The following is a 23,210-nucleotide window of genomic DNA, read 5'->3' on the forward strand; positions in this document are numbered from 1 at the left end:
GACAGCGCTACAGCGGGATGTTGCCGTGCTTCTTCGGGGGCAGGGTCTCGCGCTTGGTGCGCAGCACCCGCAGCGCCCGCACGACCTGGGTACGCGTCTCGTGCGGCGGGATCACCCCGTCGACGTACCCGCGCTCGGCGGCGATGTACGGGTTGGCCAGGGTGTCCTCGTACTCGGCGATCTTCTCGGCCCGGACTGCGGCCGGGTCCTCGGCGTTGGCCAGCTCGGAGCGGTAGAGGATGTTCACGGCGCCCTGCGCCCCCATGACCGCGATCTGCGCGGTCGGCCAGGCGAAGTTCAGGTCCGCGCCGAGGTGCTTGGAGCCCATGACGTCGTACGCCCCGCCGTACGCCTTGCGGGTGATGACGGTGACCTTCGGGACGGTGGCCTCGGCGTAGGCGTAGATGAGCTTCGCGCCGCGGCGGATGATGCCGTCCCACTCCTGGCCGGTGCCGGGGAGGAAGCCGGGGACGTCCACGAAGGTCAGCACCGGGATGTTGAACGCGTCGCAGGTGCGCACGAACCGGGCGGCCTTCTCGGAGGCGGCGATGTCGAGGGTGCCGGCGAAGTGCATGGGCTGGTTGGCGACCACGCCCACCGGGCGCCCCTCGACCCGGCCGAAGCCGACCACGAGGTTCTGCGCGTAGAGCGGCTGGACCTCCAGGAACTCGCTGTCGTCGAGGACGTGCTCGATGACCCGGTGCATGTCGTACGGCTGGTTGGCCGAGTCGGGGATCAGGGTGTCCAGCTCCCGGTCCTCGTCGGTGATCTCCAGCTCCGCCGGGGCGTCGAAGACCGGCGGCTCGTCGAGGTTGTTCGACGGCAGGTACGACAGCAGCGCCTTCACGTACTCGATCGCGTCCTCCTCGTCGGTGCCGAGGTAGTGCGCGTTGCCGCTGCGGGCGTTGTGGGTGCGGGCACCGCCCAGCTCCTCCATGCCCACGTCCTCGCCGGTGACCGTCTTGATGACGTCCGGGCCGGTGATGAACATGTGGGAGGTCTGGTCGACCATCACGGTGAAGTCGGTGACCGCCGGGGAGTAGACCGCGCCACCCGCGCACGGACCCATGATCAGCGAGATCTGCGGGATGACGCCGCTGGCCCGCACGTTGCGGAAGAAGATCTCGCCGTAGAGGCCGAGCGAGGCGACGCCCTCCTGGATCCGCGCGCCGCCCGAGTCGTTGATGCCGACGACCGGGCAGCCGATCTTCATGGCCAGGTCCATCAGCTTGACGATCTTCTCGCCGAAGACCTCGCCGAGGGAGCCGCCGAAGACGGTGAAGTCCTGCGCGAAGACGCAGACCTGCCGGCCGTCCACCGTGCCGTAGCCGGTCACCACGCCGTCCCCGTACGGGCGGGTCTTCTCCAGCCCGAAGTTGGTCGAGCGGTGCCGGGCGAATTCGTCCAGCTCGACGAAGGAGCCCTCGTCGAGGAGCATCTCGATCCGCTCCCGAGCGGTCTTCTTGCCCCGCGCGTGCTGCTTCTCGACCGCGCGCGCCGACCCGGCGTGCACCGCCTCGTCGAGCCGTCGCTCCAGGTCCGCCAGCTTGCCGGCGGTCGTGTGGATGTTGATCCCGGTCTCGGTAGTCACGAAGGGAATATAACGATGGTTCAGGTGGGTGCCGCTGTGCAGTGCGCCTCACCGCTTCCCGGCGACCGGCCGGCGTGCGGGCCGTAGGCTGGCGGAATGCCCGGCTCGCCGTACACCGATCTGGATCGCCCGCCACTGTCCGCGGCCCGGCTGCAGCGCGCGCTGGTGGCGCCGCACGGGCCCTGGCGGCGGCTGGAGCTGCGCGCCGAGACCGGCTCGACCAACGCCGACGTGGCCGAGGCCGCCCGGGCCGGCGAGCCGGAGGGCCTCGTGGTGGTCGCCGAGCGGCAGACCGCCGGCCGGGGCCGCCGGGGCCGGGTCTGGCAGTCGCCGCCGCGGGCCGGCCTCGCCACCAGCGTCCTGCTCCGGCCGGGCGAGGCCGTCGCCGAGCGCGGCTGGGCGCCCGTGCCACCGCAGGGGTACGGCTGGCTGCCGCTGCTGGCCGGCGTCGCGCTGGTCGAGGCGGTGGCCCTGCTGGCCGAGCTGGACGCCCGGCTCAAGTGGCCGAACGACCTGCTGCTGGACGGCGCGAAGTGCGCCGGCGTGCTCGCCGAGGCGGTGCCCGGCACGGCGCCCGACCCGCCGCCCGCCATCGTGGTCGGCATCGGCCTGAACGTGACCCTGCGCGCCGACGAGCTGCCGGAGAACCCCACCGGGCTGCCGGCCACCTCGCTCCAGCTGGCCGGCGCCGCCGCCACCGACCGGGACCCGCTGCTGCGCGCCCTGCTCCGCTCGCTGGCCGACTGGTACGAGCGCTGGCGGGACGCCGGGGGCGACGCGGTCGCCAGTGGCCTGCGGGAGGCCTACCTGGCGGGTTGCGCCACTGTCGGCCGGCAGGTCCGGGTGCTGCTCCCAGACGGCCGGGAGGTGCGCGGCACGGCCACCGGCGTGGACCCGGACGGACAGCTGCTGGTCGACGGCCCGGAGGGCGAGCTGCGCCTTGCCGCGGGCGACGTGCTGCACCTGCGCTGAGCACCCTCCGCGCGGCCGATCCCGGAGGATGCGCCGACCGGTTACGGTCAGCCCGTCCTGTTCTGCGAGGAGGTTCCCGTGGCGTTCCCCGAAGACGTGCTCACCGAGGACGAGCACGTCGTGCTGCATCTCCACCCGCACTGGAAGGCCCTGATCCGGCCGATCCTGGTGCTGGTGCTCGCCGTCGCGGCGGTGGTCGCGGGCTGGGTCCTGCTGCCCGAGGGCGACGGCGGCACGATCGCGCTCTACGTGATCGCCGCGCTCGGCCTGGTGCTGGTGTTCTGGCTGGGGCTGTGGCCGTTCCTGGTCTGGCGCACCACCCACTACCTCTTCACCAACGAGCGGGTGCTGCTCCAGGAGGGGGTGTTCTCCCGCAACCGGCGGGACCTGCCGCTGACCCGGATCAACGACCACGCGATGCACCAGAAGTTCCTCGAGCGGCTGCTCGGTTGCGGCACGCTGACCATCGAGTCCGCCGGTGAGCGCGGCCAGTCGGTGCTCAGCGACGTGCCGCACGTCGACCGGGTCCAGACCAAGCTCTACGAGCTGGTGGAGGCCCACCACGACCGGCACAGCCTGGGCGACGGCGAGATGCGGGAGATCCTGGCCGACATGGCCGAGGGCAAGCCCCTGCGCGACCCGTCCGCCTGATCCCGGGTCCTCCGGTGTCCGCTCTCGCGGGCGCCGGAGCGCCGGGCCGGCGTCAGCGGCGCGGGGTGCGACGCGGGGTGGGCTGCAACTTGGCCAGTTCGGCGTCGAGGTCGGCGCCGAGGGCAGGGCCCAGGCCGGCGTCGGCCGCCGCGGGACGGACCTGTTGTGGCGCGTAGTCGCCCGCACGACGCTCGCCGAGCGGCGGCTCGGTCTCCTCCAGCTCGCTGACCGACTCGGCCAGCTCGGCCACCGGGTCCATCTCGCCCACGTTGTCCCACTCGTCGCGCGGAATAACGTGCCAGGTTTCCTGGGCGTGTTTCGGCACCGGCTGGAACACGAACGTCCGGTAGGACCAGAAGCGGAACAGCGTCGCCAGCAGGACGCCACCCGTCTTGGCCACGTTCAACGCGAGCAGGCTGTGCACGCCGAGGCCGTACTTCGCCAGCGCCAGGACGCCCAGTTCGATGATGAGGCCGGCCCCGTTGAAAAGGAAGAACAGGGCGTATTCGCGGCGAAGTGCCGCCTTCGGCCGATCCCGGTACGTCCAGTGCCGGTTCATCAGATACGACGTGATCGTCGCGACGATGGTCGCGATGACGGTGGCCTTGAGCTGACCATCGCGGAAAACCGTGAGTGCCAGCGCATTGAACACCGCGTAATTGATGACGGTGTTGATGCCGCCGACGATGCCGAATTTGAGCGCCTCATGGATGAACTTCTGCCAGCGCTCGGGCAGCAGACGGACAAGAGGCATGCGGAACACCTTAGGGCAGTGGGCAGGGCCGGCTGGGCCCGGCAGGACGGGATGGGCGGTGGGTCACGCCCCGGACTCTCGGTCGCGGCTCGTCGCCGGAACGGGGGGAGTTCCCGCCTCGACGAAAACGAACCGTCGGTACGCCCAGAACCGGAACAGCGTCCCCAGGCCGGTTCCGACGATGAAACTGGCGATGTTGTCCGCCAGTGGGGTCTGGAACACCCCGGGCCACACCGCGCCGAGCCCGTAGCGGCTGATCGCGAGACAGGCCACCGCGATGCCGAGACCCACCCCGTTGAAGAAGAAGAACAGCGCGTACTCGCGGGCGGGGTGGGAGCGCTGGCGGTGCCGCCAGGTCCAGAACCGGTTGCCCAGGAACGCCAGGGTGGCCGCCACGACGGTGGAGATGGTCTTGGCCGCCACCGGCGGCATGTGCCGCACGCTCGCGAGGTAGTTGAAGAGGGCGAAGTCGACGAGGAAGGCGAAGCCACCGACGGTGGCGAACTTGCTCATCTCCCGCACCAGGTGACCGAAACGGTCAATCAGGGCCCCGATCAGACCTCGGCGGGTCTGCGGAGCCCCGGGTTGTTCACCGGTCATCGTCGCGGCCACCCGACGAGAGTACCGGTTGCGCGCTGCGGGGACGGGCCGCAACGGCGAGTCGGCGGCGGCGGCCGCCCAGTTGCGGTGTCCGTGAGCGGAGCGTAACCGCCCGTGGCGGAATTGTGGAGCAGATCACGGAATCGTCGTTCGTGTTATCCCGGCCCGCTTCGGCTCATCCGGCACCGCCGCGGGGTTGGTCGCGAACCGGCCCGTCGAAGGTTCTCCGCAAGATTTGCGTGAAACTGCGCGCGAAAGCGGGTAAGAGATCGCGATGCCGCAGCGTGGCCGTACCTTGTGCAGTTCTTCACAACCAGTCCCACTGACTGGGGAGGCAGCCCGGTTTACGCTGAGCCCAATCCCAGGTTTCCACGAAGGCGACGCACCGGCTCGCCAGTACTCGTGCATCCCATACATCGGTCAGCGTCGACCACAAGGAGATGTGACATGGTTGCTCCGGCTACTGTTCGGGGTATCGATCAGGCCCCGACGTCCCACCCCAAACTGCTCGCCTGGGTACGTGAGGTCGCGGAACTGACCACCCCCGACCGGGTGGTCTGGGTGGACGGGTCCGATGAGGAGTGGCGCCGCCTCACCGACGAGCTCGTCGACAAGGGCACCCTGATCCGGCTGAACCCCGAGAAGAAGCCCAACTCGTTCTACGCGCGGACGGACCCCACGGACGTCGCGCGGGTCGAGGAGCGCACCTTCATCTGCTCCGTCGACGAGGCGGACGCCGGCCCCACCAACAACTGGATGGCGCCGGCCGAGATGAAGCGGACGATGACGGAGCTCTACCGCGGGTGCATGCGCGGGCGCACCATGTACGTCATCCCGTTCTGCATGGGGCCGGTCGAGGCGGAGAGCCCGATGTTCGGCGTCGAGATCACCGACAGCCCGTACGTGGTCGCCTCGATGCGCATCATGACCCGCATGGGCGAGAAGATCCTCGAGGCGATGGGCGACGACGCCGACTTCGTGCACGCGCTGCACTCGATCGGCGCTCCGCTCGAGCCGGGCCAGCAGGACGTGGCCTGGCCGTGCAACGAGACCAAGTACATCTCGCACTTCCCGGAGACCCGCGAGATCTGGTCCTTCGGTTCGGGATACGGCGGCAACTCCCTGCTCGGCAAGAAGTGCTACTCGCTGCGGATCGCCAGCGTCATGGGCCGCGACGAGGGCTGGCTCGCCGAGCACATGCTCATCCTCAAGATCACCTCGCCCGAGGGCAAGGTCTACCACATCGCGGGCGCCTTCCCGTCCGCCTGCGGCAAGACCAACCTGGCCATGCTGGAGCCGACCATCCCGGGCTGGAAGGTCGAGACCATCGGTGACGACATCGCCTGGATGCGGTTCGGCCCGGACGGCCGCCTCTACGCGATCAACCCGGAGTACGGCCTCTTCGGCGTCGCACCCGGCACCGACTGGAAGACCAACGCCAACGCCATGCGGACGCTGGACCGCGGCAACTCCGTCTTCACCAACGTGGCCCTCACCGACGACGGCGACATCTGGTGGGAGGGCATGGGTGAGCCGCCGGCGCACCTGATCGACTGGAAGGGCAACGACTGGACGCCGGAGAGCGACAGCCTCTCCTCGCACGCGAACAGCCGTTTCTGCACCCCGATCACGCAGTGCCCGATCCTGGCCGACGACTACTACGACCCCAACGGCGTGCCGATCGACGCGATCCTGTTCGGCGGCCGGCGCCGGGACACCGTCCCGCTGGTCACCGAGGCCCGCGACTGGGTGCACGGTGTCTACATGGGCGCCACGCTCTCCTCGGAGACCACGGCCGCCGCCTCCGGCGCGGTCGGCGTGGTGCGCCGCGACCCGATGGCCATGCTGCCGTTCATCGGTTACCACGCCGGCGACTACTTCCGGCACTGGATCGAGATGGGCAAGGGCGCCGACGGCGACGAGGCCAAGCTGCCGAAGATCTACTACGTCAACTGGTTCCGCAAGGACGCCGAGGGCAACTTCCTCTGGCCGGGCTTCGGCGAGAACTCCCGGGTGCTCAAGTGGGTCATCGAGCGCCTGGAGGGCCGGGCCGAGGCGGTCGAGACCCCGATCGGCATGGTCCCGGCGCAGGACGCGCTCGACGTCGAGGGCCTGGACATGACCCCGGAGGACGTCCGGATCGCCCTCAAGGTCGACCCGGAGGAGTGGCGCAACGAGCTGCCGCTGGTCACCGAGTGGTTCGAGAAGTTCGGTGACAAGCTCCCCGGCGTCCTCTGGGCCGAGCTGGACGCGCTGCGCGCCCGGCTCGACGCGGAGCCGCAGAAGTAGAGGTGTGACGGAAGCCCGCACCGGGCAACACCGGATGCCATGAGGACGGCCGCCGAACCTGTCGAGGTCCGGCGGCCGTCCGCCGTCCGGGCGCTGACCACCCTGCTCGCCGTCACGGCGGCGGCCACCATCGTGGTCGAGCTGCTCAACTACTGGTACGCCCCGGAGCAGGAGTTCGGGCTCGCCGTCCGCACCGGCTGGGCCATGCTGCGGTCGCTGGGCTTCCTCGTGCTGATCGGGCACGTCAAGCGCGGCCGGGCGGTGGCGAAGCCGTTCGGCCTGATCCTGTCGGTGACCACGGTCTTCGCGGTGGGGCGGCTGCTCGTACCCCGGGCGGGGGTGCCGCCCCTGCCCGGCCTGCTCGGTTTCGCGGTGCTCACGGCGCTCTGCGTCGCCGTGGTGGTGCTGCTCTACCGCTCCGAGGCGGTCGGCGGGCACCTGGTCCGGCACCGCAAGGGCCTGGTCGTCGAGGGCGGGGTGATCTCCTGGCGGGAGGTGGTCCCGAAGCGCCCGCCGGTCACCGGCTGGCTGCTCACCGCTCGGGTGGCCGCGTTCACCTACAGCCCGCTCATGCTGGTCCCGGCCCTGATCGCCACGGGCTCCATCCTCGACGGGCGGATCAGCGCGGTGCCGGCCGTGCTGTTCTGGTTCGCCGCCGGCATCGCGGTCAGCTACGCCGTGCTCTTCTGCACCGCCTTCCTCATGCGCGACCGCCCCTGGGCCCGCAGGTTCCTGGTCGTCATCACCCTGACCACCCTGGCGGTGGACCTGCCCCTGTGCTGGTGGCTCCTGGGCGTGGACGGCCTGGTCCGGGACGGCGCCCCCCTGGTGACGGCCGCCCTCCTGACCCTGTACTCCCTGAGCCGCGCCGGCCACGCGCCCACCCCGCCGCCCTCCCCGTCCTCGGCGCGTTGATCAAGAAGTTTGCGTCAAATTCCGGCCGTTGCCTGACGCAAACCTCTTGATCAACCCGACGAGCCGGGCCGCGGCGTGCGCGAGGTTGGCGGCGGTGTTGATCTCCGGTGGTGCCGCCAACCTCATGATCAACGGGGTGGGGTGGGGCGCGGCGGGTCCAGGGCGGGGTGTGGGCGGGGGAGGATGGGGGTGTGTGGGACGTCATCGTCGTTGGGGCCGGGCCTGCGGGGGCGGCCGCCGCTCTTGGCGCGCGACGGGCCGGCGCGGCGCGGGTGTTGCTGCTCGACCGGTTCGACTTTCCGCGGGACAAGGCGTGCGGAGACGGCATCGCCGCGCACGCGCTGGACGTCCTCGCCGAGCTGCGGGTGACCGGGGCGGTCGACGGGTACGCGCCGCTGCCCGCCCTGCGCCTGGTCGGCCCCGGTGGCGGCACGGTGGCCCGGGCGCTGCCCCGGCCCGCGTACACGGTGCCCCGGCAGGTGTTCGACGCCCGGCTGGTGGCGGCGGCGACCGCGGCCGGTGCGGAGCTGCGCCGGCACACCGTACGCACCGTGGAGGTGCGCGAGGACCGGGTGGTGCTCGACGGGGACCTGGCCGCCCGGGCGGTGGTCGGAGCGGACGGGGCCGGTTCGGTGCTGCGCCGGGCGCTCGGCCACCCGGTGAACCCGGACCGGCACCTCGCCCTCGCCATCCGGGGCTACGCGCCCGCCCGCCCCGGCCCGCCCGAGCAGCTCATCGTCACGTCGTCGCCGCGCTGGCCGGCGTACGCCTGGTCCTTCCCGATCGGCGACGGCCGCGCGAACGTCGGGTACGGGGAGGTGCTGCGCGGCGAGCCGCTGACCCGCGCCCACCTGCTGGAGCGGCTGGGCGCCCTGCTCCCGGACACCGACCCGGCGGCGGTGACCGACCTGCGGGCGCACCACCTGCCGCTCTCCACCCACCGGCCGGCGCCCGGGCGGGGCCGGGTGGTGCTGGCCGGCGACGCGCTCTCGTTGATCAACCCGTTCACCGGCGAGGGCATCTTCTACGCGCTGCGCTCCGGTGCCCTGGCCGGCGCCGCCGCGGCCGACGCCCCGGCCCTCGCGGCCCGCCGGTACGCCGACGCGCTGCGCCGCCGGCTCGGCACCCACCTGCGGCACAGCTCGGTGGCGGCCTGGCTGGCCCGGCGCCGGTGGGTGGTGGACGCGGCCGTGCGCGCCGCCCGCCGCGACGAGCGGGTCTACCGGACCGTGGTGGAGCTGGGACTGGGTGACGGACGTCTCGACGCCCGCACCCTGGCCCGGATCGGCGCCGGGCTGGCACCCGGCAGCGCGTCGGCACGCCGCGCCGCGACCTGACGCCGTGCGATGCGGCACCGAGACACTCATCGTCGGCGCGGGTCGCTACCCTGCAAGGTGATGACTCTGCGGAAACTCCTCTACTCCGTTTACGAGCGCCGGCTCACCGCGAAGCTCGCGGGTAAGCCGGTGCCCCGGCACGTCGGTGTGATGTGCGACGGCAACCGCAGATGGGCCCGGGAGATGGGCTTCGTCGACCCGAACGACGGCCACCGGATGGGCGCCGAGCGGATCAAGGAGCTGCTGCGCTGGTGCGACGCCGCCGGTGTCGGGCACGTCACGCTCTGGCTGCTCTCCACCGACAACCTGACCCGGCCGGCCGCCGAGCTGGACCCGCTGCTCCAGATCATCGAGGACCTCACCACCGAGCTGGCCGAGGAGGGCAACCCCTGGCGGCTGCGGATGGTCGGCGCCCTCGACGTGCTGCCGGCGCACCACGCGGCCGCGCTCAAGGCGGCCGAGGAGCGCACCCGGGAGCGCAGCGGGGGCGCCCAGGTCAACATCGCCGTCGGCTACGGTGGCCGGCGCGAGATCGCCGACGCGGTGCGCTCGCTGCTGCTGGAGCACGCCGCGACCGGCGGCACGGTCGAGGAGCTGGCCAATTCGATCGATGTCGACCACATCTCCGAGCATCTCTACACCAAGGGGCTGCCCGACCCGGATCTGATCATCCGGACCAGCGGCGAGCAGCGTCTCTCCGGCTTCATGCTGTGGCAGAGCGCCCACTCGGAGTTCTACTTCTGCGAACTCAACTGGCCCGACTTCCGCCGAGTCGACTTCCTCCGCGCCCTGCGCTCCTACGCCACCCGCCAACGCCGCTTCGGCGCCTGAGCCCCACCCCGCCCCGGCCGCCCGCCCCGCCCCGCATCCGCGTGACGATCATGGAGCTGTGGCGCCCGGAATGCCGGTGAGGTGGCCTTTGCGCGGGGCCACAACTCCATGATCGGCCGGCGCAGGGTATGGGCGGGGGTCAGGGCAGGTGGGTTAGCGCTTTGGTGAGGAAGTCGCCCAGGGCGGCGGGGGAGTCGAGGGTGAGGTCGGCGGCGTCGGCGACCTCGTGACCGGTCTCCGGGTTCGCCACGGCGACGCAGACGCCGAGGAACTGCGGGTCGGCGGCGGCCCGGGCACGCAGCGCCGAGAAGGCCTTGATGTCGGAGACGTCGTCGCCGAAGTACCAGGCACCGCCGGCGTCCCGGACCACCTCGCCGATGACCATGCCCTTGTCCCGGTCGACCGGCGGCTTCAGCTCCAGCACCATGCGCCCGGCCTGGCAGCGCAGGCCCAGCCGCTCGGCGCGGGCACGGCCCCACTCCTGCACGAGGTCGCCGAGGTGCGGCGCGGTGCGCCAGTGCAGCGCAACGGAGAGCCGCTTGAACTCCACGAGCGCGCCGGGCGGCAACTCGGCGCGGGCCTGCTCGGCCAGCTCGGTCATGGTGGGCACCCAGGGCAGGGCGGCCGGTTCGGTGACCGTCTCGCCGCCGGAGTGGCTGTGCTCCAGCCCGTAGAGGCCGTAGAGGTCGATGCCGGAGAGGCCGCCGAGGTGGTCGCGGAGGAACTCGACCGGGCGCGCGGAGACGATGGCGATCCGGCCTACGCGGGGGGCGAGCGCCTCCAGCGCGGTGAGCACCTTCGGCGCGGGCTGAACCGCGGTCGGGTCGTCGTCGACCGGCGCGAGGGTGCCGTCGAAGTCGAAGAAGAGCACCACGTCACCCGCGCGGGCGGCGGTGGCACGCCACGCGTGCTCGGCGTCCAACGGGGTTTTCGGCTGCTGGTTGCCCAGATTCAACGGCGGCACGCGCGACAGCGTACCCCGGTCACGGCGGCGTATTCGTGGCCGAGATGTGACGCCGGAACGACGTGGGACGGTCAGCGTTCGGCGGCTCCCCGTCCCCGGCGCCCGAACGGCACCACGGCCGCTTCCTGCCCGTGGCTCAGCAGGTAGCCCTCCACGAAGCCGGTGTTCCGGTCGCCGGTGTGCGCCTCGATCTCGTTGAGCCGCGCCACCAGGAACTCGGTGAGCGCGCTGACCCGGTCGTTGAGCCGGTCGTGCAGTTCGGCGACGACCGCGAGGACCACCGCGGTGCCGGCCGTGATGAGCGCGAAGAGGTTGACGACCAGGGGAAGCTGACCGCCGTCCACCACACCGACCACCACGTTGCCGGTCACGCACGATGTCACCGACACCACCGCGACCACGACTGCCAACCATTTCAGGGTCATGGACAGACCCCTCCTTCTGTCCCGCAGGGCTGGGTTCGGCTGTGTCCCGTCCCCCCGCCGACGACGAGCCCTTAGCAGTACAAACAGGCACGCTAGCGTGTCCGATCCGAGCCCGGAGGGGATCGATAGGATCTGTCCGGCGGTTCTTTCGCCATTTGCGGAACTAACTGGCTTGTCGACTATCCGGCCTGTCTGCCTCGTTTTCCGGAATCGGCAGGGAGTGTCGGCCGGTAAGCGAGGTAGCGAATGGTTTCGCGGATGTGGAACTTCTCCGCTTCGGAGACGTCCGGGTCGACCAGCCGGCGCAGCAGGGCCTCGACGTCCGGGTCCATGGGCGGCGCGGTGGGGGTGGCGCGAGGGGCGGCCGCCCGGTCCCAGCCGAGGGCGGTGAACGCCGCCGCCGGGTTGATCCCCAGCCCTTCGCAGAAGGCGACCACCCGCTCGGCCTCGGGGTCGCTGGCCCAGTCACCCCGGACCCAGCGGTTGATGGTCTGCCGGGAGACGCCGGTGCGCCGGGAGACCTCGGTGCCGCTCCAGGCCCGCATGGCACGCGCGTCCTCCAGGGCGCGGCGGACGAAGGTGGCGAAGGCGATCTTCCGTGCGTTCGCGGTCTCGGTCACCCCGTGACGGTACGGCCAGTCGGTCTCCAGGGCACCGCCCGGCACGCTGCTGTCACGCCGGCGTGACGGTGATCCACCGTTTCCGGTAAACGATCCAGAGCTCTTCCTGAGGGGTGTCACCCGGGCAGAATAGATGGACGCCAGTACGGCGGTAAACAGACGAAAAGCTGATACTGTCACGCTCATGAGACAACTTACGGTGTGTCACGTGCATGAGACGACGAGTGCTCACATGCGTCACTCCGCGGGTGTCGAGGGGGTCTCGTGACCGAGCTCGCGACCCGTGCGCAGGCCTTCGGCCTGATCGCCGAGGGGGTGACCGCCGGCCTGAGCGCCCCCTGGCGCCTCTACCTGGCGCGGGGCTGCCGCTACCTCTCCCTCAGCGTCGGGGACCGCGACGAGTGGGACGCCTGGCGGACCCACCTCGGTTGTCCCGAGCTGAGCGTCCGGGTCTACGAGGCCGGCGGCGAGATCCGCCGGGCCTCGGTGGCCGAGGTGATCGTCGACGGGTGCCGGATCAGCGTCGAGCTGGTCGAGGAGGTCAGCACCGCCGATCTGGAGCGGCTGCTGGTCGTCGACCCCCTGCCCGGGACGGACGAGCGATGAGCCCCTTTCTCGCCGTCGTGCTGGTTCTCGTGCTCGGCTCGACCTGCTATGCGGCCGGCCGGCTGCACGGCCAGCTCAGCTACCGGATCGGCTACCGGTTCGGCTACCGCCAGGGCTACTTCGACGGGGACCGGGGCGCCTGGCACCGGCGCCGCCGGGACGCCCAGGCCGCGATCGCCTCGGCGCTGGCCGGTCCGGCCCCGGCCGTGGTGACCACCACGACCGGGCGCTCGACGCCGTTCGCGGGCACGGCCGTCCCCGCCGCGGTCGCGGCCCGCACCGCCACCGGCCCGGCGCTGCGGGCCACCGCCACGGCGACCGCCCAGCTCGGTGGGCTGGCCGCGCGGCAGGGCACCACGTACACCGGCTCGTCGTTCGGCGCGGCCGGCGGCGGGCCGCGGGCCGGGACCCTGGTCCGGCGGCAGGGCTGACGCCCGCCCAGACGCGGTGTGCCGTCCGCGGCGGACGCGCACCGTCGGAGCCGCCCGTCAGACCGGTGACGGTGGCTCCGCCGGCCGGGATGCGCGCAGGGGGCATGCATCCCGGCCGGTTCCGCCGTCGTTCATCTCCCGGTCGGGTGTGATCCACTGCCACCACTAGCCGACCGGGCCTCCGGCGATTAGCGTCTAGGCATGGCACGGGGTTTTCCCGAGCCGGCCGGACAGCCCGGACCTGCGACCTCGCGCACGGGGCCCGCATCCGACCCCGTGTCCCACCGGGCACCGGAAGAGGCGGAACTCGGGTGGCCGGGTGCCCATCCGCGGAGCAGGCCTGTGACCACTCGCCGTACCCCCGCCGGTGCCGACCAGAACCCGGCCGCGACCGCCACGACCCGCCGGACCACCCGCAGCCGCCGTACGGCCGCCGCGTCCGCCGGCGCCGAGGAGCCCCGACCAGCCGGCCCGGCCTTCGTCCTGGACACCTCGGTCCTCCTCTCCGACCCGGCGGCGTTCCACCGCTTCGCCGAGCACGAGGTGGTGCTGCCGCTGGTGGTGATCTCCGAACTGGAGGGCAAGCGCCACCACCCCGAGCTGGGCTGGTTCGCCCGGCAGTCGCTGCGCATGCTGGACGAGCTGCGGGTGAAGCACGGCCGGCTGGACCGGCCGGTGCCCGCCAACGACCAGGGCGGCACCCTCCGGGTGGAGCTGAACCACACCGACGACGGGGTGCTGCCGCCCGGGTTCCGGAACGAGTCGAACGACGCGCGGATCCTCTCCGTGGCGCTCAACCTGGCCGCCGAGGGCCGCGAGGTCACGCTCGTCAGCAAGGACATGCCGCTGCGGGTGAAGGCGGCCTCGGTCGGCCTGCGGGCCGACGAGTACCGGCACGGTCAGGCCAGCGACCCGACCTGGACCGGGATGGCGGACCTGGAGCTGGCCGAGGAGGAGATCGGCCGGCTCTACGCGGGCGAGACGCTCGACCTCGACGCGGCCGCCGGCCTGCCCTGCCACACCGGCCTGGTGCTGCACTCGGCACGGGGCTCTGCGCTCGGCCGGGTGCTGCCCGACAAGACGGTCCGCCTGGTGCGGGGGGATCGGGAGGCGTTCGGCGTGCACGGTCGCTCGGCCGAGCAGCGGGTGGCCCTCGACCTGCTCCTGGACGAGTCGATCGGCATCGTCTCGCTGGGCGGCCGGGCCGGCACCGGCAAGTCCGCGCTGGCCCTCTGCGCCGGCCTGGAGGCCGTGATGGAGCGCCGCCGGCACAAGAAGGTGGTCGTGTTCCGCCCGCTGTACGCGGTCGGCGGCCAGGAGCTGGGTTACCTCCCCGGGTCCGAGTCGGAGAAGATGTCGCCCTGGGCGCAGGCCGTCTTCGACACCCTCGGCTCCGTGGTGCACGAGAACGTGCTGGAGGAGGTCACCTCGCGGGGCCTGCTGGAGGTCCTGCCGCTGACCCACATCCGCGGCCGGAGCCTGCACGACGCCTTCGTCATCGTCGACGAGGCGCAGTCGCTGGAGCGCGGCGTCCTGTTGACCGTGCTGTCCCGGATCGGCCAGGGGTCGCGGGTGGTGCTCACCCACGACGTGGCCCAGCGGGACAATCTGCGGGTCGGCCGGCACGACGGGGTGACCGCGGTGATCGAGGCGCTGAAGGGCCATCAGCTCTTCGCGCACGTCACTCTCAGCCGTTCGGAGCGTTCGCCCATCGCCGCGATGGTCACCGATCTGCTGGAGGACATTCCGCTCTGAGGCTGCCCTTTGCCCCATTTTGCGGGCATTCTCTTTGTGGCGCAGATCACAATCGGCGTCCTTGGTTTCCCATCGGCCTCACTGTGCGCAATGGTGTCCAACGAGCGCCTCAGCACCACCAAGATCGTTGAGCATCGTTCGCCGGGACCCGGCGGGAGAGCCACGAACACCGGTGCGCCGGCTGCGACCGCGAGGGTCGGGGCGCTCACGGCGCCGCCGAGGCCGCTCCCGGGCCGCGCGTCGCGCCGTGTCCTTGCCCCCGACGAAGGGACACTTCGTGAGTCGGCTGTGGAGCCGGTTCGGCGCCCGTACGGCCGCCGTCGCACTGCTCTCCGTGGGCGTTGCCGGCGGCTTCTATCTGGGTGAAGACCGACAGACCCAGCAACAGGGCCTGACCGCGCAGGTCGGCCTGCAGGTCGACCGGACGGAGTACGCGTACCAGCGCGACCGCCAGGCCGACCACCGCCTCGTGTCGGCCAAGCAGCGAGCCGCCGAGTACCAGGCGAAGCTGCGCGCCGCGGCGGCGGCCAAGGAGGCCGCCCAGCGGGCCAAGGAGGCCGAGGCGGCGGCCGCGTCCCGCAAGAAGGAGCGGGAGGCCGCGGAGAAGGCGGCGGCCAAGCCGTACGACGGGCCGATCCCGGCCTCCTGCGAGGAGTTCAGCGGCAACCGCAAGATCGGTTGCGCGATCATGCTCGACGAGGGCTTCGGCATCGACCAGTTCCCCTGTCTGGACAAGCTCTGGACGCGGGAGAGCGGCTGGAACCACAAGGCCTACAACGAGGGGTCCGGCGCGTACGGGATCCCGCAGGCCCTGCCGGGCAGCAAGATGGGCTCGGTGGCCGACGACTGGAAGACCAACCCGGCCACCCAGATCAAGTGGGGCCTCGGCTACATCGAGGGCCGCTACGACGACCCCTGCGGTGCCTGGGCGCACTCGCAGAGTTCCGGCTGGTACTGATCGGACACCGACGGCGGGGCGTGCGGAGATTCGCACGCCCCGCCGTCGTCGTGCCGCGGCTCGGGTGGCGGTACGTCGCGATTGCTGATAGCACTTGACGGGTGACCTGGCGAGACGGCCCGACGGGCGGCGACCCCCACCGGTTCGGCACCGAGGCGTTCTACGCCTCGCTCGGCCGGGCGTTCGTCGCCATGTGCGCGGTCGTGCCGGTGCTGTTCCTCATCGAGGCCGTCGACGTGGGCCTGCGCGCCGACCTGGACGTCACCGCCGGCATCATCCCGCACCGCATCCAGGGGCTCGACGGCATCTTCTTCTCGCCGTTCCTGCACGCCGGCTGGAACCACCTCTACAGCAACAGCATCCCGCTGATCCTGCTCGGCACCTTCGTGCTGGCCGCCGGCACCCGCCGGTTCCTCTGGTCCACGCTGGTGATCATCCTGGTCAGCGGCCTGGGGGTCTGGTTCACCGGTTCGCCGAACTCGGTGGTGGTCGGCGCGAGCGGGGTGATCTTCGGCTACCTCGGCATCCTGCTCACCCGCGGCATCGTCGAGCGCAGTTGGTGGAACTTCGCCGTGGTGCTCCTCGTCGGCCTGCTGTACGGCTGGCAACTGCTCGGCATCCTTCCCACCGACGAGCGCATCTCCTGGCAGGGCCACCTGTTCGGGTTGCTCGGCGGTGCCGTCGCGGCCGTGCTGTTCCGCCGCCGTACGGACACGGGGGACCGGGACACGCTCGGGTCACCGCCGGTCACGCTGTCCTGACGGCACGTCCATCGGCCGGCGGGACGTGCTTGCCCGCGGCCACCGCCCCGCCTACCGTCGAGATCAGCACGCGTTGATCCCCTGGCGAAGTGACGGGACGGTACGCCATGCGCGAGGTCGATGTCGCCGTGATCGGGGCCGGCCCCGCCGGGCTGTTCGCCGCCTACTACGCCGGGTTCCGGGGGCTCTCCGTCGCCGTGATCGACGCGCTGCCCGAGCCGGGGGGCCAGGTCACCGCCATGTACCCGGAGAAGCTCATCCTCGACGTCGCCGGGTTCCCCGCCATCAAGGGGCGGGAGCTGGTGGCCAACCTGGTCGCCCAGGCCGCGCCCTTCCGCCCGGACTACCTGCTCGGGGTGCGGGCGGAGAAGCTGTCGTACCTGGACGGGCGCCCGGTGCTCGGGCTGGCCGGCGGTGACCAGCTGCACTGCGGCGCGGTGCTCGTCACCGGCGGGCTGGGCAGTTTCACGCCCCGGCCGTTGCCGGTGGCGGACAGCTTCGTGGGCGGCGGGATCGTCTACTTCGTACCGCAGCCGGCCGAGCTGACCGGCCGGGACGTGCTCATCGTGGGCGGCGGCGACTCGGCGTTCGACTGGGCCGTGACGCTGGCCCCCATCGCCCGCTCGGTGACCCTCGTGCACCGGCGGGACCGGTTCCGCGCGCACGCCTCGACCGTCGACCGGGTGCGCGCGCTGCCGGTGCGGATCGTGGTCAACGCCGAGGTGACCCGGCTGCACGGGGAGGACCGGGTCACCGGCGCCGAGCTGGCCGTACGCGGCGGCGCCGTGGAGACGGTGCCGGTGGACACCGTGGTCGCCGCCCTCGGGTTCACCGCCGACCTGGGCCCGCTCGCCGAGTGGGGGCTGCGCCTGGACCGCCGGCACATCGTGGTCGACAGCGCCATGGCCACCAACCTGCCCCGCGTCTTCGCGGCCGGGGACATCACCGACTACCCGGGCAAGGTCCGGCTCATCGCCACCGGCTTCGGTGAGGCGGCCACCGCCGTCAACAACGCCGCGGTCGTCATCGACCCGAGCGCGCACCTCTTCCCGGGCCACTCCTCCGACGGCACCTGACCGGCGGGCCGCCGCGCTCAGGCCGCGGGCAGGCCGATGAGGTCGGCCATCAGGCCGGTCTGGTGGTCGAAGTACTCGTCGCGGTGCGGCAGCGTGCGGTTGATCCGGCCGAACAACTCGAAGCTGATCAACCCGAAGAGCTGGGTCCAGCCGGCCATGCCCCGGGCCAGCAGGGCGGGCGGCACGTCAACGTCGAGCAGCGCCGCCAGTTCGGCCACGTCGGACCGCAGCGGTTCGGGCAGTTCCTCGCCGGACGGTGCGAGCCGGCCGGCGGCCACCCCATCGCGGAGGATGCCGACCAGGGTCACCGGGGGTCGCTGGGCCGGCTCCACGGTGTCGTCCGGGGCCGCGTAGCCGGGGACGGGGCTGCCGTAGAGCAGGGCGTACTCGGCGGGGTTGGCCAGCGCCCAGGCCCGGGCGGCCCGGCACACGGCGTGCCAGCGGCCGCGCAGGTCGGCCTGATCGACGCCGGCATCGGCCGCCTCGACCACGTCGCCGAGCGCGCCGTACGCCTCCAGGATCAGCGCGGTGAGCAGGTCGTCGCGGCTGGGGAAGTAGCGGTAGATCGCCGACGAGACCATGCCCATGTCGCGGGCGACCGCCCGGAGCGAGAGGTTGGCGCCGTCGGTGGCCAGGTGGCGACGGGCGACCGCCTTGATCTCTTCGATCATGCCGGCGCGGACCCGGGCGCGGAGCGAGGGAGCGACCATGCCTCCACTCTGCCACGCCGGAGAGCGGCATTCAAAACCGAGAGCAGTGCTCTTGACGAAATGGCCCGGCGTCGGGCATGCTCTGTTGCGAGAGCGGTGCTCTCGGAATGGATCCCTGCTTTGAAGGGTGGCCCCTCATGGCCCTGCACGTCATCGTCGGCGCCGGACCCGTCGGCACCGCCACCGCCCGCCTGCTCGCCGAGCGCGGCGACCGGGTGCGGGTGGTGACCCGCCGCGGCACCGGCCCGGCCCACCCCGCCGTCGAGCGGGTCGCCGCCGACGCCGCCGACGCCGACCGGCTGACCGCGCTGACCGAGGGCGCGGTGGCGGTGTACAACTGCGCCAACCCGGCCTACCACCGCTGGCCGCTGGACTGGCCGCCGCTGGCCGCCGCGCTGCTCACCACCGCCGAGCGGACCGGCGCGGTGCTCGCCACCGTCGGCAACCTCTACGGGTACGGCCCGGTCGACGCCCCCATGACCGAGGCGACCCCGCTCGCCTCGACGGGCACGAAGGGCCGGGTCCGCAACCGCATGTGGGCCGACGCGCTGGCCGCGCACCGGGCCGGCCGGGCCCGGATCACCGAGGTACGCGGCTCCGACTACCTCGGCCCGGACGGGACCTCGCTGGCCATGATGGTGCTGCCCCGGGTGCTCGCCGGGCAGCGCGTGTTCCTGCCGGTCGACTGGGACGCCCCGCACACCTGGACGTACATTCCGGACGTCGCCCGTACCCTGGTGGCCGCCGCGACCGACGAGCGGGCCTGGGGACGCGCCTGGCACGTGCCCAGCGCGCCCGCCGTCTCGATGCGGGACCTCGCCCAACGCGCGGCGGCCCTGGTCGGTGCGCCCGCGCCGCGACTGACCCGGATGCCGTACCCGGTGCTCTGGCTCGGCGGGCTGGCCAACCCGTTCGTCCGGGAACTGCGGGAGACCGCCTACCAGTTCGCCCGCCCGTACGTGCTGGACTCGACCGCCGCGACCGCCACCCTCGGCGTCGAGGCGACGCCGCTGGACCGGGCGGTCAAGGAGACGGTGGCGGCGCTGCGCGCCTGACCAGCCTCGGCGGCGGCCCGAGCGCGGCGACCAGCACCGCGACCAGCGTCAGCGCCGCGCCCAGCAGGGTGGTCGGCGTGGGGTGCGAGGCGGCGGTGGGCAGCAGCAGGTCCAGCAGGACGGCGCCGACGACCTGCCCGGCGATGGTGGCCAGGCCGAGCAGCAGCACCCCGGTGAACCGGACGATGGCGGCGGCCAGCGCGATGAACACGATGCCGATGGGGCCGCCCACGTAGAGCCACGGCTCGGCCGGGAAGGCGCCGGCCGGGCGGCCCCGGACCGCCACGTCCACCGCGAAGGTGGCGAGCAGCGCCACGGTGCCCACGGTGAAGTTGACCAGCGTGGCGGTCATGGCGCTGCCGGTGGCCCCGCGGACCCGCCCGTTCACCGCCTGCTGCCAGGCGATGCCCACCCCGGCGGCCAGCGGCAGCAGGGCCAGCGCCAGGGCACCCGGGTCGCCCAGCCGGTCGCCTACCGCCAGCAGCACGGCCACCACCGTGAGCGCCGCGCCGACCAGCCGGTTCGGGGTGACCGGCTGCCGCCCGGTCGGGCCGATCCCCGCCCGGTCGACGAGCAGGCTGCTGCCGGACTGCCCGGCCACCACGGCGACGGTGAACACCGCCACGCCGAGGGCGCCGATGGTCAGGCCCTGGGTGGCGACCAGGAAGGCGCCGCAGACCCCGCCGAGGCACTGCCACGGCCGCAGCGAGCCGTCCCGGAGCGCGGCCCGCAGGGCGGCCAGGCCCCGCCGGCCGCCGGGGGAGGCGGGGACCAGCACGAGCAGCACCAGCAGGCCCACGCCGAACGAGACCACCGCGGCGGCGATCCCGTCGGCCAGGCGTACGCCGAGTTCTCCGTTGATCCGGGACTGGACGGCCACCGCGACCCCCGAGGCGGTGGCCAGCCCGGTGCCGGCGATCCGCCGCGTGGTCGGCAGCGTCGGGGTCGCCGCCGTCCCGGTCGCGGTCACTCCTGCTCGGCCAGGGGGCGCCCGTCGAAGTCGACCGCCGAGTAGAGGGCGAGCTTCTCCAGCCGGTGGTAGGAGTCGATCACCCGGATCGTGCCGCTCTTCGAGCGCATCACGATCGACTGGGTGTACGCCCCGCCCGCCCGGTAGCGCACCCCGCGCAGCAGGTCGCCCGAGGTGACGCCGGTGGCCACGAAGAAGCAGTTGTCGCCGGTGACCAGGTCGTCGGTGAACAGCACCCGGTCCAGGTCGTGTCCGGCGGCGAGCGCCTTCTCCCGCTCCTGCTCGTCCTTGGGCCAGAGCTTGGCCTGCATCATGCCGCCCATGCACTTCAGCGCGCAGGCCGCCGTGATGCCCTCCGGGGTGCCGCCGATACCCATGAGCACGTCGACGTCGGACTCGCCCCGGGCCGCCGCGATGGCGCCGGCGATGTCGCCGTCGGAGATGAACCGGATGCCCGCCCCGGTCCGCCGGATCTGCTTCACCAGGTCGTCGTGACGCGACCGGTCCAGCACGCAGACCGTCACCTCGGCGGGGTCGGTGCCCTTGACCTTGGCGATCCGCCGGATGTTCTCGGCCACCCCGGCGTTGATGTCGACCACGTCGGCGTACATCGGGCCGACCGCGAGCTTCTCCATGTAGAAGACGGCGCTCGGGTCGAACATCGCACCCCGCTCGGCCACCGCGAGCACGGCCAGCGCGTTCGGCATGCCCTTGCTCATCAGCGTGGTGCCGTCGATCGGGTCGACCGCCACGTCCACCTCGGGACCGGTCCCGTCGCCGACCTCCTCGCCGTTGAAGAGCATCGGGGCGTTGTCCTTCTCGCCCTCGCCGATCACCACGACACCGCGCATCGGGATCGAGTTGATCAGCTTGCGCATGGCGTCGACGGCGGCTCCGTCGCCGCCCTCCTTGTCGCCCCGGCCGACCCAGCGGCCGGCGGCCATGGCCGCGGCCTCGGTCACCCGGACCAGGTCGAGGGCGAGGTTACGGTCGAGATCCTGGGGCGTCCGCGTCCTGGTGGTTGTCATGACGGCTTCCTCCTCGCGACGTTGCGGGGTGGACCGGCGGGATGCGGCCGTCGCCGCCGCCGGTTTTGTCGCTGATCCTCACACGATCCCAGGTTCGCCGCCGGAGCGGGGCGGAGGAGGCCAGGATCACGTCACCCGGACGGCTGCGAGAATGGTCGGGTGGAACCCGCACAGCCTGCCGACCGCGCACCGACCGACGCCACTCCGCCCGACGGCCAGCCGCCGGTGCGGCCGGCCGCCGGAGCGACCCCGCCGGCGGGGGAGCCGGCCCTCGTCGAGTCGACCGGCGCCACGTCGCTGACCGACGCCGCGACGCCCGACGACGCCGGGGAGCAGCCCGCGCCGCCCCCGCGCAAGGAGAAGGCCCGGTCCGAGCGGTCGCCGAAGGACATGGCGCTGTCGCTGCTGGTCCTGCTGGTCCCCATCGCCCTGCTGCTCGCCTTCTACCGGGGCTTCCTCGGCGGAGACGAGCCGGTCACCGTCGACCCGGCGCCCGCCGTCGAGCAGGCCCGCGCGGCGGGCGCCTTCCCGGTCGCCGAGCCGCAGGGGTTGGGCTCCGACTGGCGTGCGGTCAGCGCCCGCTACCAGACCGAGTCGGGCGCCGGGACGCTGCGCATCGGCTACCTGACCCCGGAGGGCCGCGGCGCGCAGCTGGTGGAGAGCAACGCGCCGGCGGAGAAGCTGCTGCCGGCCGAGCTGAGCGGTGGCCAGCCGCAGGGTCCGGCCGACCTGCCCGGCGGGACGAGCTGGCAGCGGTACACCGCCCGGGGCAACGAGCAGGCCCTCGTCCTGCTGGAGCCGAACCGGACGGTGATCGTGGTGGGCGACGCCGGTGAGGCGGAGCTGCGCGAGCTGGCCACCTCGCTCCGCTGACCGCTCCCGCACCGGACAGGGATTGCGGAACACCGCTTCAGGGAACAGAAGGGGGCACGAGCCCGCCGGGGCCGACCACACCGGCCGGACCGGGCTCGTGCGCCGGAGCCGGCGTCCGGGCTGCGGCGCCCCGACTCCGGCACCTCCGTGGGCCGGACGACCCACCTGGAGAGGTTTGACGTGAAGATTCGACGCTTCAGCGCCACCGCGTTCGCCGCGGCGCTGCTCATCCCCGGCCTGGCCGCGTGCAACGACAACGGGACCGCCGGCGCGGGAGCCTCCGCGACCCCGGCCGCCTCCGGCAGCGCCGCCTCCGGCAGCATCGCCCCGAGCGGCACGCCCGGCGGCGACGCCAAGCAGGCCCTGCTCGACTCCACCAACGCGATCCGCGAGGGGAACTTCCGGTTCAGCATGTCCGGCGCGGGCTCCACCGCCGAGGGGCAGGTGCACGAGCCCACCCAGAGCGCCGAGATGCGGATGACGATCGGCGACCCGTCGTCGGACCTGATGATGAAGCTGGACCTGGTCCACTACAAGCCGGACAGCTGGGTCAAGGTGGAGCTGGGCGGCAAGGCCGCCGCCAGCGTGCCCGGGCTGAAGAACCTCAACCTGGGCAAGTACCAGCACCTCGACCAGACCCGGATCCAGGGCAACCGGGCGCTCGGCTTCGACTTCGACAAGCTCGACCCGGCCGGCAGCGCGGTGCTGACCCAGGGCGTCACCGAGGTCCGGCAGACCGGCGAGGGCGCGTACGCGGGCACCGTCGACGTGTCGAAGGCAGCCGAGGCGGGCTCGCTCGACCCGGCCGTGATCACCGCGCTCGGCGCGCAGGCCCAGTCGGTGCCATTCACCGCCAAGGTCGACCCGCAGGGCCGGCTCAGCGAACTGGTGCTCAAGATCCCGGCCGCCGGGCAGAGCGCCGCGCAGGACGTGAAGATCACCTACACGGACTACGGCAACGCCGCCGCCGCGCAGAAGCCCCCGGCCGACCAGGTCGTCGAGGCGCCCGCGGAGCTCTACAACCTGTTCAAGTGACCG

At 72.5% G+C, this 23,210-nt stretch carries 24 protein-coding genes; 15 read left to right on the forward strand and 9 right to left on the reverse strand.

The genetic code is table 11. The annotated features are described in order from the left end of the window. Window positions 1-7 precede the first annotated feature (7 nt). On the reverse strand, window positions 8-1,591 hold the full coding sequence (locus tag GCE86_RS29675; RefSeq protein ID WP_154229964.1) for an acyl-CoA carboxylase subunit beta: 1,584 nt from the start codon (window positions 1,589-1,591) through the stop codon (window positions 8-10). Between the two features lie 96 nt (window positions 1,592-1,687). On the opposite strand from GCE86_RS29675, the gene GCE86_RS29680 reads away from it, so the two are divergent. Together GCE86_RS29680 and GCE86_RS29685 are read left to right on the forward strand one after the other, a co-directional pair. After that, on the forward strand, window positions 1,688-2,563 hold the full coding sequence (locus GCE86_RS29680; RefSeq protein WP_154229965.1) for a biotin--[acetyl-CoA-carboxylase] ligase: 876 nt from the start codon (window positions 1,688-1,690) through the stop codon (window positions 2,561-2,563). Between the two features lie 78 nt (window positions 2,564-2,641). After that, a complete protein-coding gene (locus GCE86_RS29685) occupies window positions 2,642-3,214 on the forward strand; it encodes a PH domain-containing protein (protein ID WP_154229966.1) in 573 nt (190 codons plus the stop codon). A gap of 52 nt (window positions 3,215-3,266) precedes the next feature. Here GCE86_RS29685 and GCE86_RS29690 read toward each other — a convergent pair whose 3' ends face one another. Then, a complete protein-coding gene (locus GCE86_RS29690; protein WP_154229967.1) occupies window positions 3,267-3,968 on the reverse strand; it encodes a GtrA family protein in 702 nt (233 codons plus the stop codon). Window positions 3,969-4,031: 63 nt separating this feature from the next. Then, window positions 4,032-4,568, reverse strand: a complete 537-nt coding sequence (locus tag GCE86_RS29695; RefSeq protein WP_154230726.1) for a GtrA family protein — start codon at window positions 4,566-4,568, stop codon at window positions 4,032-4,034. Window positions 4,569-5,015: 447 nt separating this feature from the next. On the opposite strand from GCE86_RS29695, the gene GCE86_RS29700 reads away from it, so the two are divergent. The 4 genes from GCE86_RS29700 to GCE86_RS29715 all read left to right on the forward strand — a co-directional run bounded on the left by GCE86_RS29700 (window position 5,016) and on the right by GCE86_RS29715 (window position 9,940). Further along, entirely contained in the window at window positions 5,016-6,857 is a 1,842-nt protein-coding gene (locus tag GCE86_RS29700) for a phosphoenolpyruvate carboxykinase (GTP) (RefSeq protein ID WP_154229968.1), read from the forward strand. 39 nt (window positions 6,858-6,896) lie between these two features. Further along, complete coding sequence (locus GCE86_RS29705) at window positions 6,897-7,772, forward strand: hypothetical protein (RefSeq protein ID WP_154229969.1); 876 nt, start codon at window positions 6,897-6,899, stop codon at window positions 7,770-7,772. Window positions 7,773-7,939: 167 nt separating this feature from the next. Next, window positions 7,940-9,109, forward strand: coding sequence for a geranylgeranyl reductase family protein (locus GCE86_RS29710; protein WP_154229970.1), 1,170 nt, complete (start codon window positions 7,940-7,942; stop codon window positions 9,107-9,109). Between the two features lie 60 nt (window positions 9,110-9,169). After that, window positions 9,170-9,940 (forward strand): isoprenyl transferase, encoded by a 771-nt coding sequence (locus GCE86_RS29715; protein WP_154229971.1) that lies wholly within the window; start codon window positions 9,170-9,172, stop codon window positions 9,938-9,940. Window positions 9,941-10,079: 139 nt separating this feature from the next. Here the strand turns inward: GCE86_RS29715 and otsB are convergent, their stop codons facing one another. From otsB to GCE86_RS29730, 3 genes are all read right to left on the reverse strand, one after another. Next, the gene (gene otsB / locus GCE86_RS29720; RefSeq protein ID WP_154229972.1) at window positions 10,080-10,904 is read right to left on the reverse strand and encodes a trehalose-phosphatase; all 825 of its coding nucleotides are present in this window, start codon (window positions 10,902-10,904) and stop codon (window positions 10,080-10,082) included. A 71-nt stretch (window positions 10,905-10,975) separates the two neighbouring features. Continuing rightward, the gene (locus tag GCE86_RS29725; protein ID WP_154229973.1) at window positions 10,976-11,329 is read right to left on the reverse strand and encodes a hypothetical protein; all 354 of its coding nucleotides are present in this window, start codon (window positions 11,327-11,329) and stop codon (window positions 10,976-10,978) included. 179 nt (window positions 11,330-11,508) lie between these two features. Then, on the reverse strand, window positions 11,509-11,949 hold the full coding sequence (locus tag GCE86_RS29730) for a helix-turn-helix domain-containing protein (protein ID WP_154229974.1): 441 nt from the start codon (window positions 11,947-11,949) through the stop codon (window positions 11,509-11,511). 264 nt (window positions 11,950-12,213) lie between these two features. Here GCE86_RS29730 and GCE86_RS29735 point away from each other — a divergent pair, with 264 nt between their 5' ends. The 6 genes from GCE86_RS29735 (at window position 12,214) to GCE86_RS29760 (ending at window position 17,536) form a co-directional block, all read left to right on the forward strand. Beyond that, on the forward strand, window positions 12,214-12,555 hold the full coding sequence (locus GCE86_RS29735) for a hypothetical protein (protein WP_154229975.1): 342 nt from the start codon (window positions 12,214-12,216) through the stop codon (window positions 12,553-12,555). Further along, window positions 12,552-12,986, forward strand: coding sequence for a hypothetical protein (locus GCE86_RS29740; protein WP_154229976.1), 435 nt, complete (start codon window positions 12,552-12,554; stop codon window positions 12,984-12,986). Before GCE86_RS29735 ends, GCE86_RS29740 begins: the two co-directional genes overlap by 4 nt. A gap of 342 nt (window positions 12,987-13,328) precedes the next feature. Further along, window positions 13,329-14,741 (forward strand): RNA 5'-3' helicase PhoH2, encoded by a 1,413-nt coding sequence (gene phoH2, locus GCE86_RS29745; protein ID WP_154229977.1) that lies wholly within the window; start codon window positions 13,329-13,331, stop codon window positions 14,739-14,741. A gap of 277 nt (window positions 14,742-15,018) precedes the next feature. Further along, complete coding sequence (locus GCE86_RS29750) at window positions 15,019-15,699, forward strand: aggregation-promoting factor C-terminal-like domain-containing protein (protein WP_167537083.1); 681 nt, start codon at window positions 15,019-15,021, stop codon at window positions 15,697-15,699. A gap of 101 nt (window positions 15,700-15,800) precedes the next feature. Beyond that, complete coding sequence (locus GCE86_RS29755) at window positions 15,801-16,460, forward strand: rhomboid family intramembrane serine protease (RefSeq protein ID WP_154229979.1); 660 nt, start codon at window positions 15,801-15,803, stop codon at window positions 16,458-16,460. Between the two features lie 107 nt (window positions 16,461-16,567). Continuing rightward, on the forward strand, window positions 16,568-17,536 hold the full coding sequence (locus GCE86_RS29760; protein WP_154230727.1) for an NAD(P)/FAD-dependent oxidoreductase: 969 nt from the start codon (window positions 16,568-16,570) through the stop codon (window positions 17,534-17,536). A gap of 17 nt (window positions 17,537-17,553) precedes the next feature. Here GCE86_RS29760 and GCE86_RS29765 read toward each other — a convergent pair whose 3' ends face one another. Continuing rightward, window positions 17,554-18,246: a TetR/AcrR family transcriptional regulator gene (locus GCE86_RS29765; RefSeq protein ID WP_154229980.1), complete on the reverse strand. Its 693-nt coding sequence runs from the start codon at window positions 18,244-18,246 to the stop codon at window positions 17,554-17,556. Between the two features lie 137 nt (window positions 18,247-18,383). On the opposite strand from GCE86_RS29765, the gene GCE86_RS29770 reads away from it, so the two are divergent. Continuing rightward, window positions 18,384-19,301 (forward strand): NAD-dependent epimerase/dehydratase family protein, encoded by a 918-nt coding sequence (locus GCE86_RS29770; protein ID WP_154229981.1) that lies wholly within the window; start codon window positions 18,384-18,386, stop codon window positions 19,299-19,301. Here GCE86_RS29770 and GCE86_RS29775 read toward each other — a convergent pair. Together GCE86_RS29775 and glpX are read right to left on the reverse strand one after the other, a co-directional pair. Further along, window positions 19,270-20,271: a DMT family transporter gene (locus tag GCE86_RS29775; RefSeq protein ID WP_154229982.1), complete on the reverse strand. Its 1,002-nt coding sequence runs from the start codon at window positions 20,269-20,271 to the stop codon at window positions 19,270-19,272. The genes GCE86_RS29770 and GCE86_RS29775 overlap by 32 nt on opposite strands. Then, entirely contained in the window at window positions 20,268-21,299 is a 1,032-nt protein-coding gene (gene glpX, locus GCE86_RS29780; protein ID WP_091260318.1) for a class II fructose-bisphosphatase, read from the reverse strand. Before glpX ends, GCE86_RS29775 begins: the two co-directional genes overlap by 4 nt. Before the next feature lie 159 nt (window positions 21,300-21,458). Between glpX and GCE86_RS29785 the strand changes: the two genes are divergently transcribed. Both GCE86_RS29785 and GCE86_RS29790 read left to right on the forward strand, forming a co-directional pair. Further along, on the forward strand, window positions 21,459-22,172 hold the full coding sequence (locus GCE86_RS29785; protein ID WP_154229983.1) for a DUF4245 domain-containing protein: 714 nt from the start codon (window positions 21,459-21,461) through the stop codon (window positions 22,170-22,172). A gap of 180 nt (window positions 22,173-22,352) precedes the next feature. Further along, a complete protein-coding gene (locus GCE86_RS29790) occupies window positions 22,353-23,207 on the forward strand; it encodes a hypothetical protein (protein ID WP_154229984.1) in 855 nt (284 codons plus the stop codon). The last annotated feature ends 3 nt before the right edge of the window (window positions 23,208-23,210 follow it).

The sequence above is a fragment of the Micromonospora terminaliae genome (genome assembly GCF_009671205.1).
Lineage (GTDB): Bacteria > Actinomycetota > Actinomycetes > Mycobacteriales > Micromonosporaceae > Micromonospora > Micromonospora terminaliae.

Coding starts and splice junctions, on each gene's coding strand:
- GCE86_RS29760 (WP_154230727.1), top strand. CDS start 16,568: ATGCGCGAGGTCGATGTCGCCGTGATCGGGGCCGGCCCCGCCGGGCTG.
- GCE86_RS29690 (WP_154229967.1), bottom strand. CDS start 3,968: ATGCCTCTTGTCCGTCTGCTGCCCGAGCGCTGGCAGAAGTTCATCCAT.
- GCE86_RS29695 (WP_154230726.1), bottom strand. CDS start 4,568: ATGACCGGTGAACAACCCGGGGCTCCGCAGACCCGCCGAGGTCTGATC.
- GCE86_RS29765 (WP_154229980.1), bottom strand. CDS start 18,246: ATGGTCGCTCCCTCGCTCCGCGCCCGGGTCCGCGCCGGCATGATCGAA.
- GCE86_RS29680 (WP_154229965.1), top strand. CDS start 1,688: ATGCCCGGCTCGCCGTACACCGATCTGGATCGCCCGCCACTGTCCGCG.
- GCE86_RS29725 (WP_154229973.1), bottom strand. CDS start 11,329: ATGACCCTGAAATGGTTGGCAGTCGTGGTCGCGGTGGTGTCGGTGACA.
- glpX (WP_091260318.1), bottom strand. CDS start 21,299: ATGACAACCACCAGGACGCGGACGCCCCAGGATCTCGACCGTAACCTC.
- GCE86_RS29715 (WP_154229971.1), top strand. CDS start 9,170: ATGACTCTGCGGAAACTCCTCTACTCCGTTTACGAGCGCCGGCTCACC.
- GCE86_RS29705 (WP_154229969.1), top strand. CDS start 6,897: ATGAGGACGGCCGCCGAACCTGTCGAGGTCCGGCGGCCGTCCGCCGTC.
- GCE86_RS29770 (WP_154229981.1), top strand. CDS start 18,384: ATGGCCCTGCACGTCATCGTCGGCGCCGGACCCGTCGGCACCGCCACC.
- GCE86_RS29740 (WP_154229976.1), top strand. CDS start 12,552: ATGAGCCCCTTTCTCGCCGTCGTGCTGGTTCTCGTGCTCGGCTCGACC.
- GCE86_RS29700 (WP_154229968.1), top strand. CDS start 5,016: ATGGTTGCTCCGGCTACTGTTCGGGGTATCGATCAGGCCCCGACGTCC.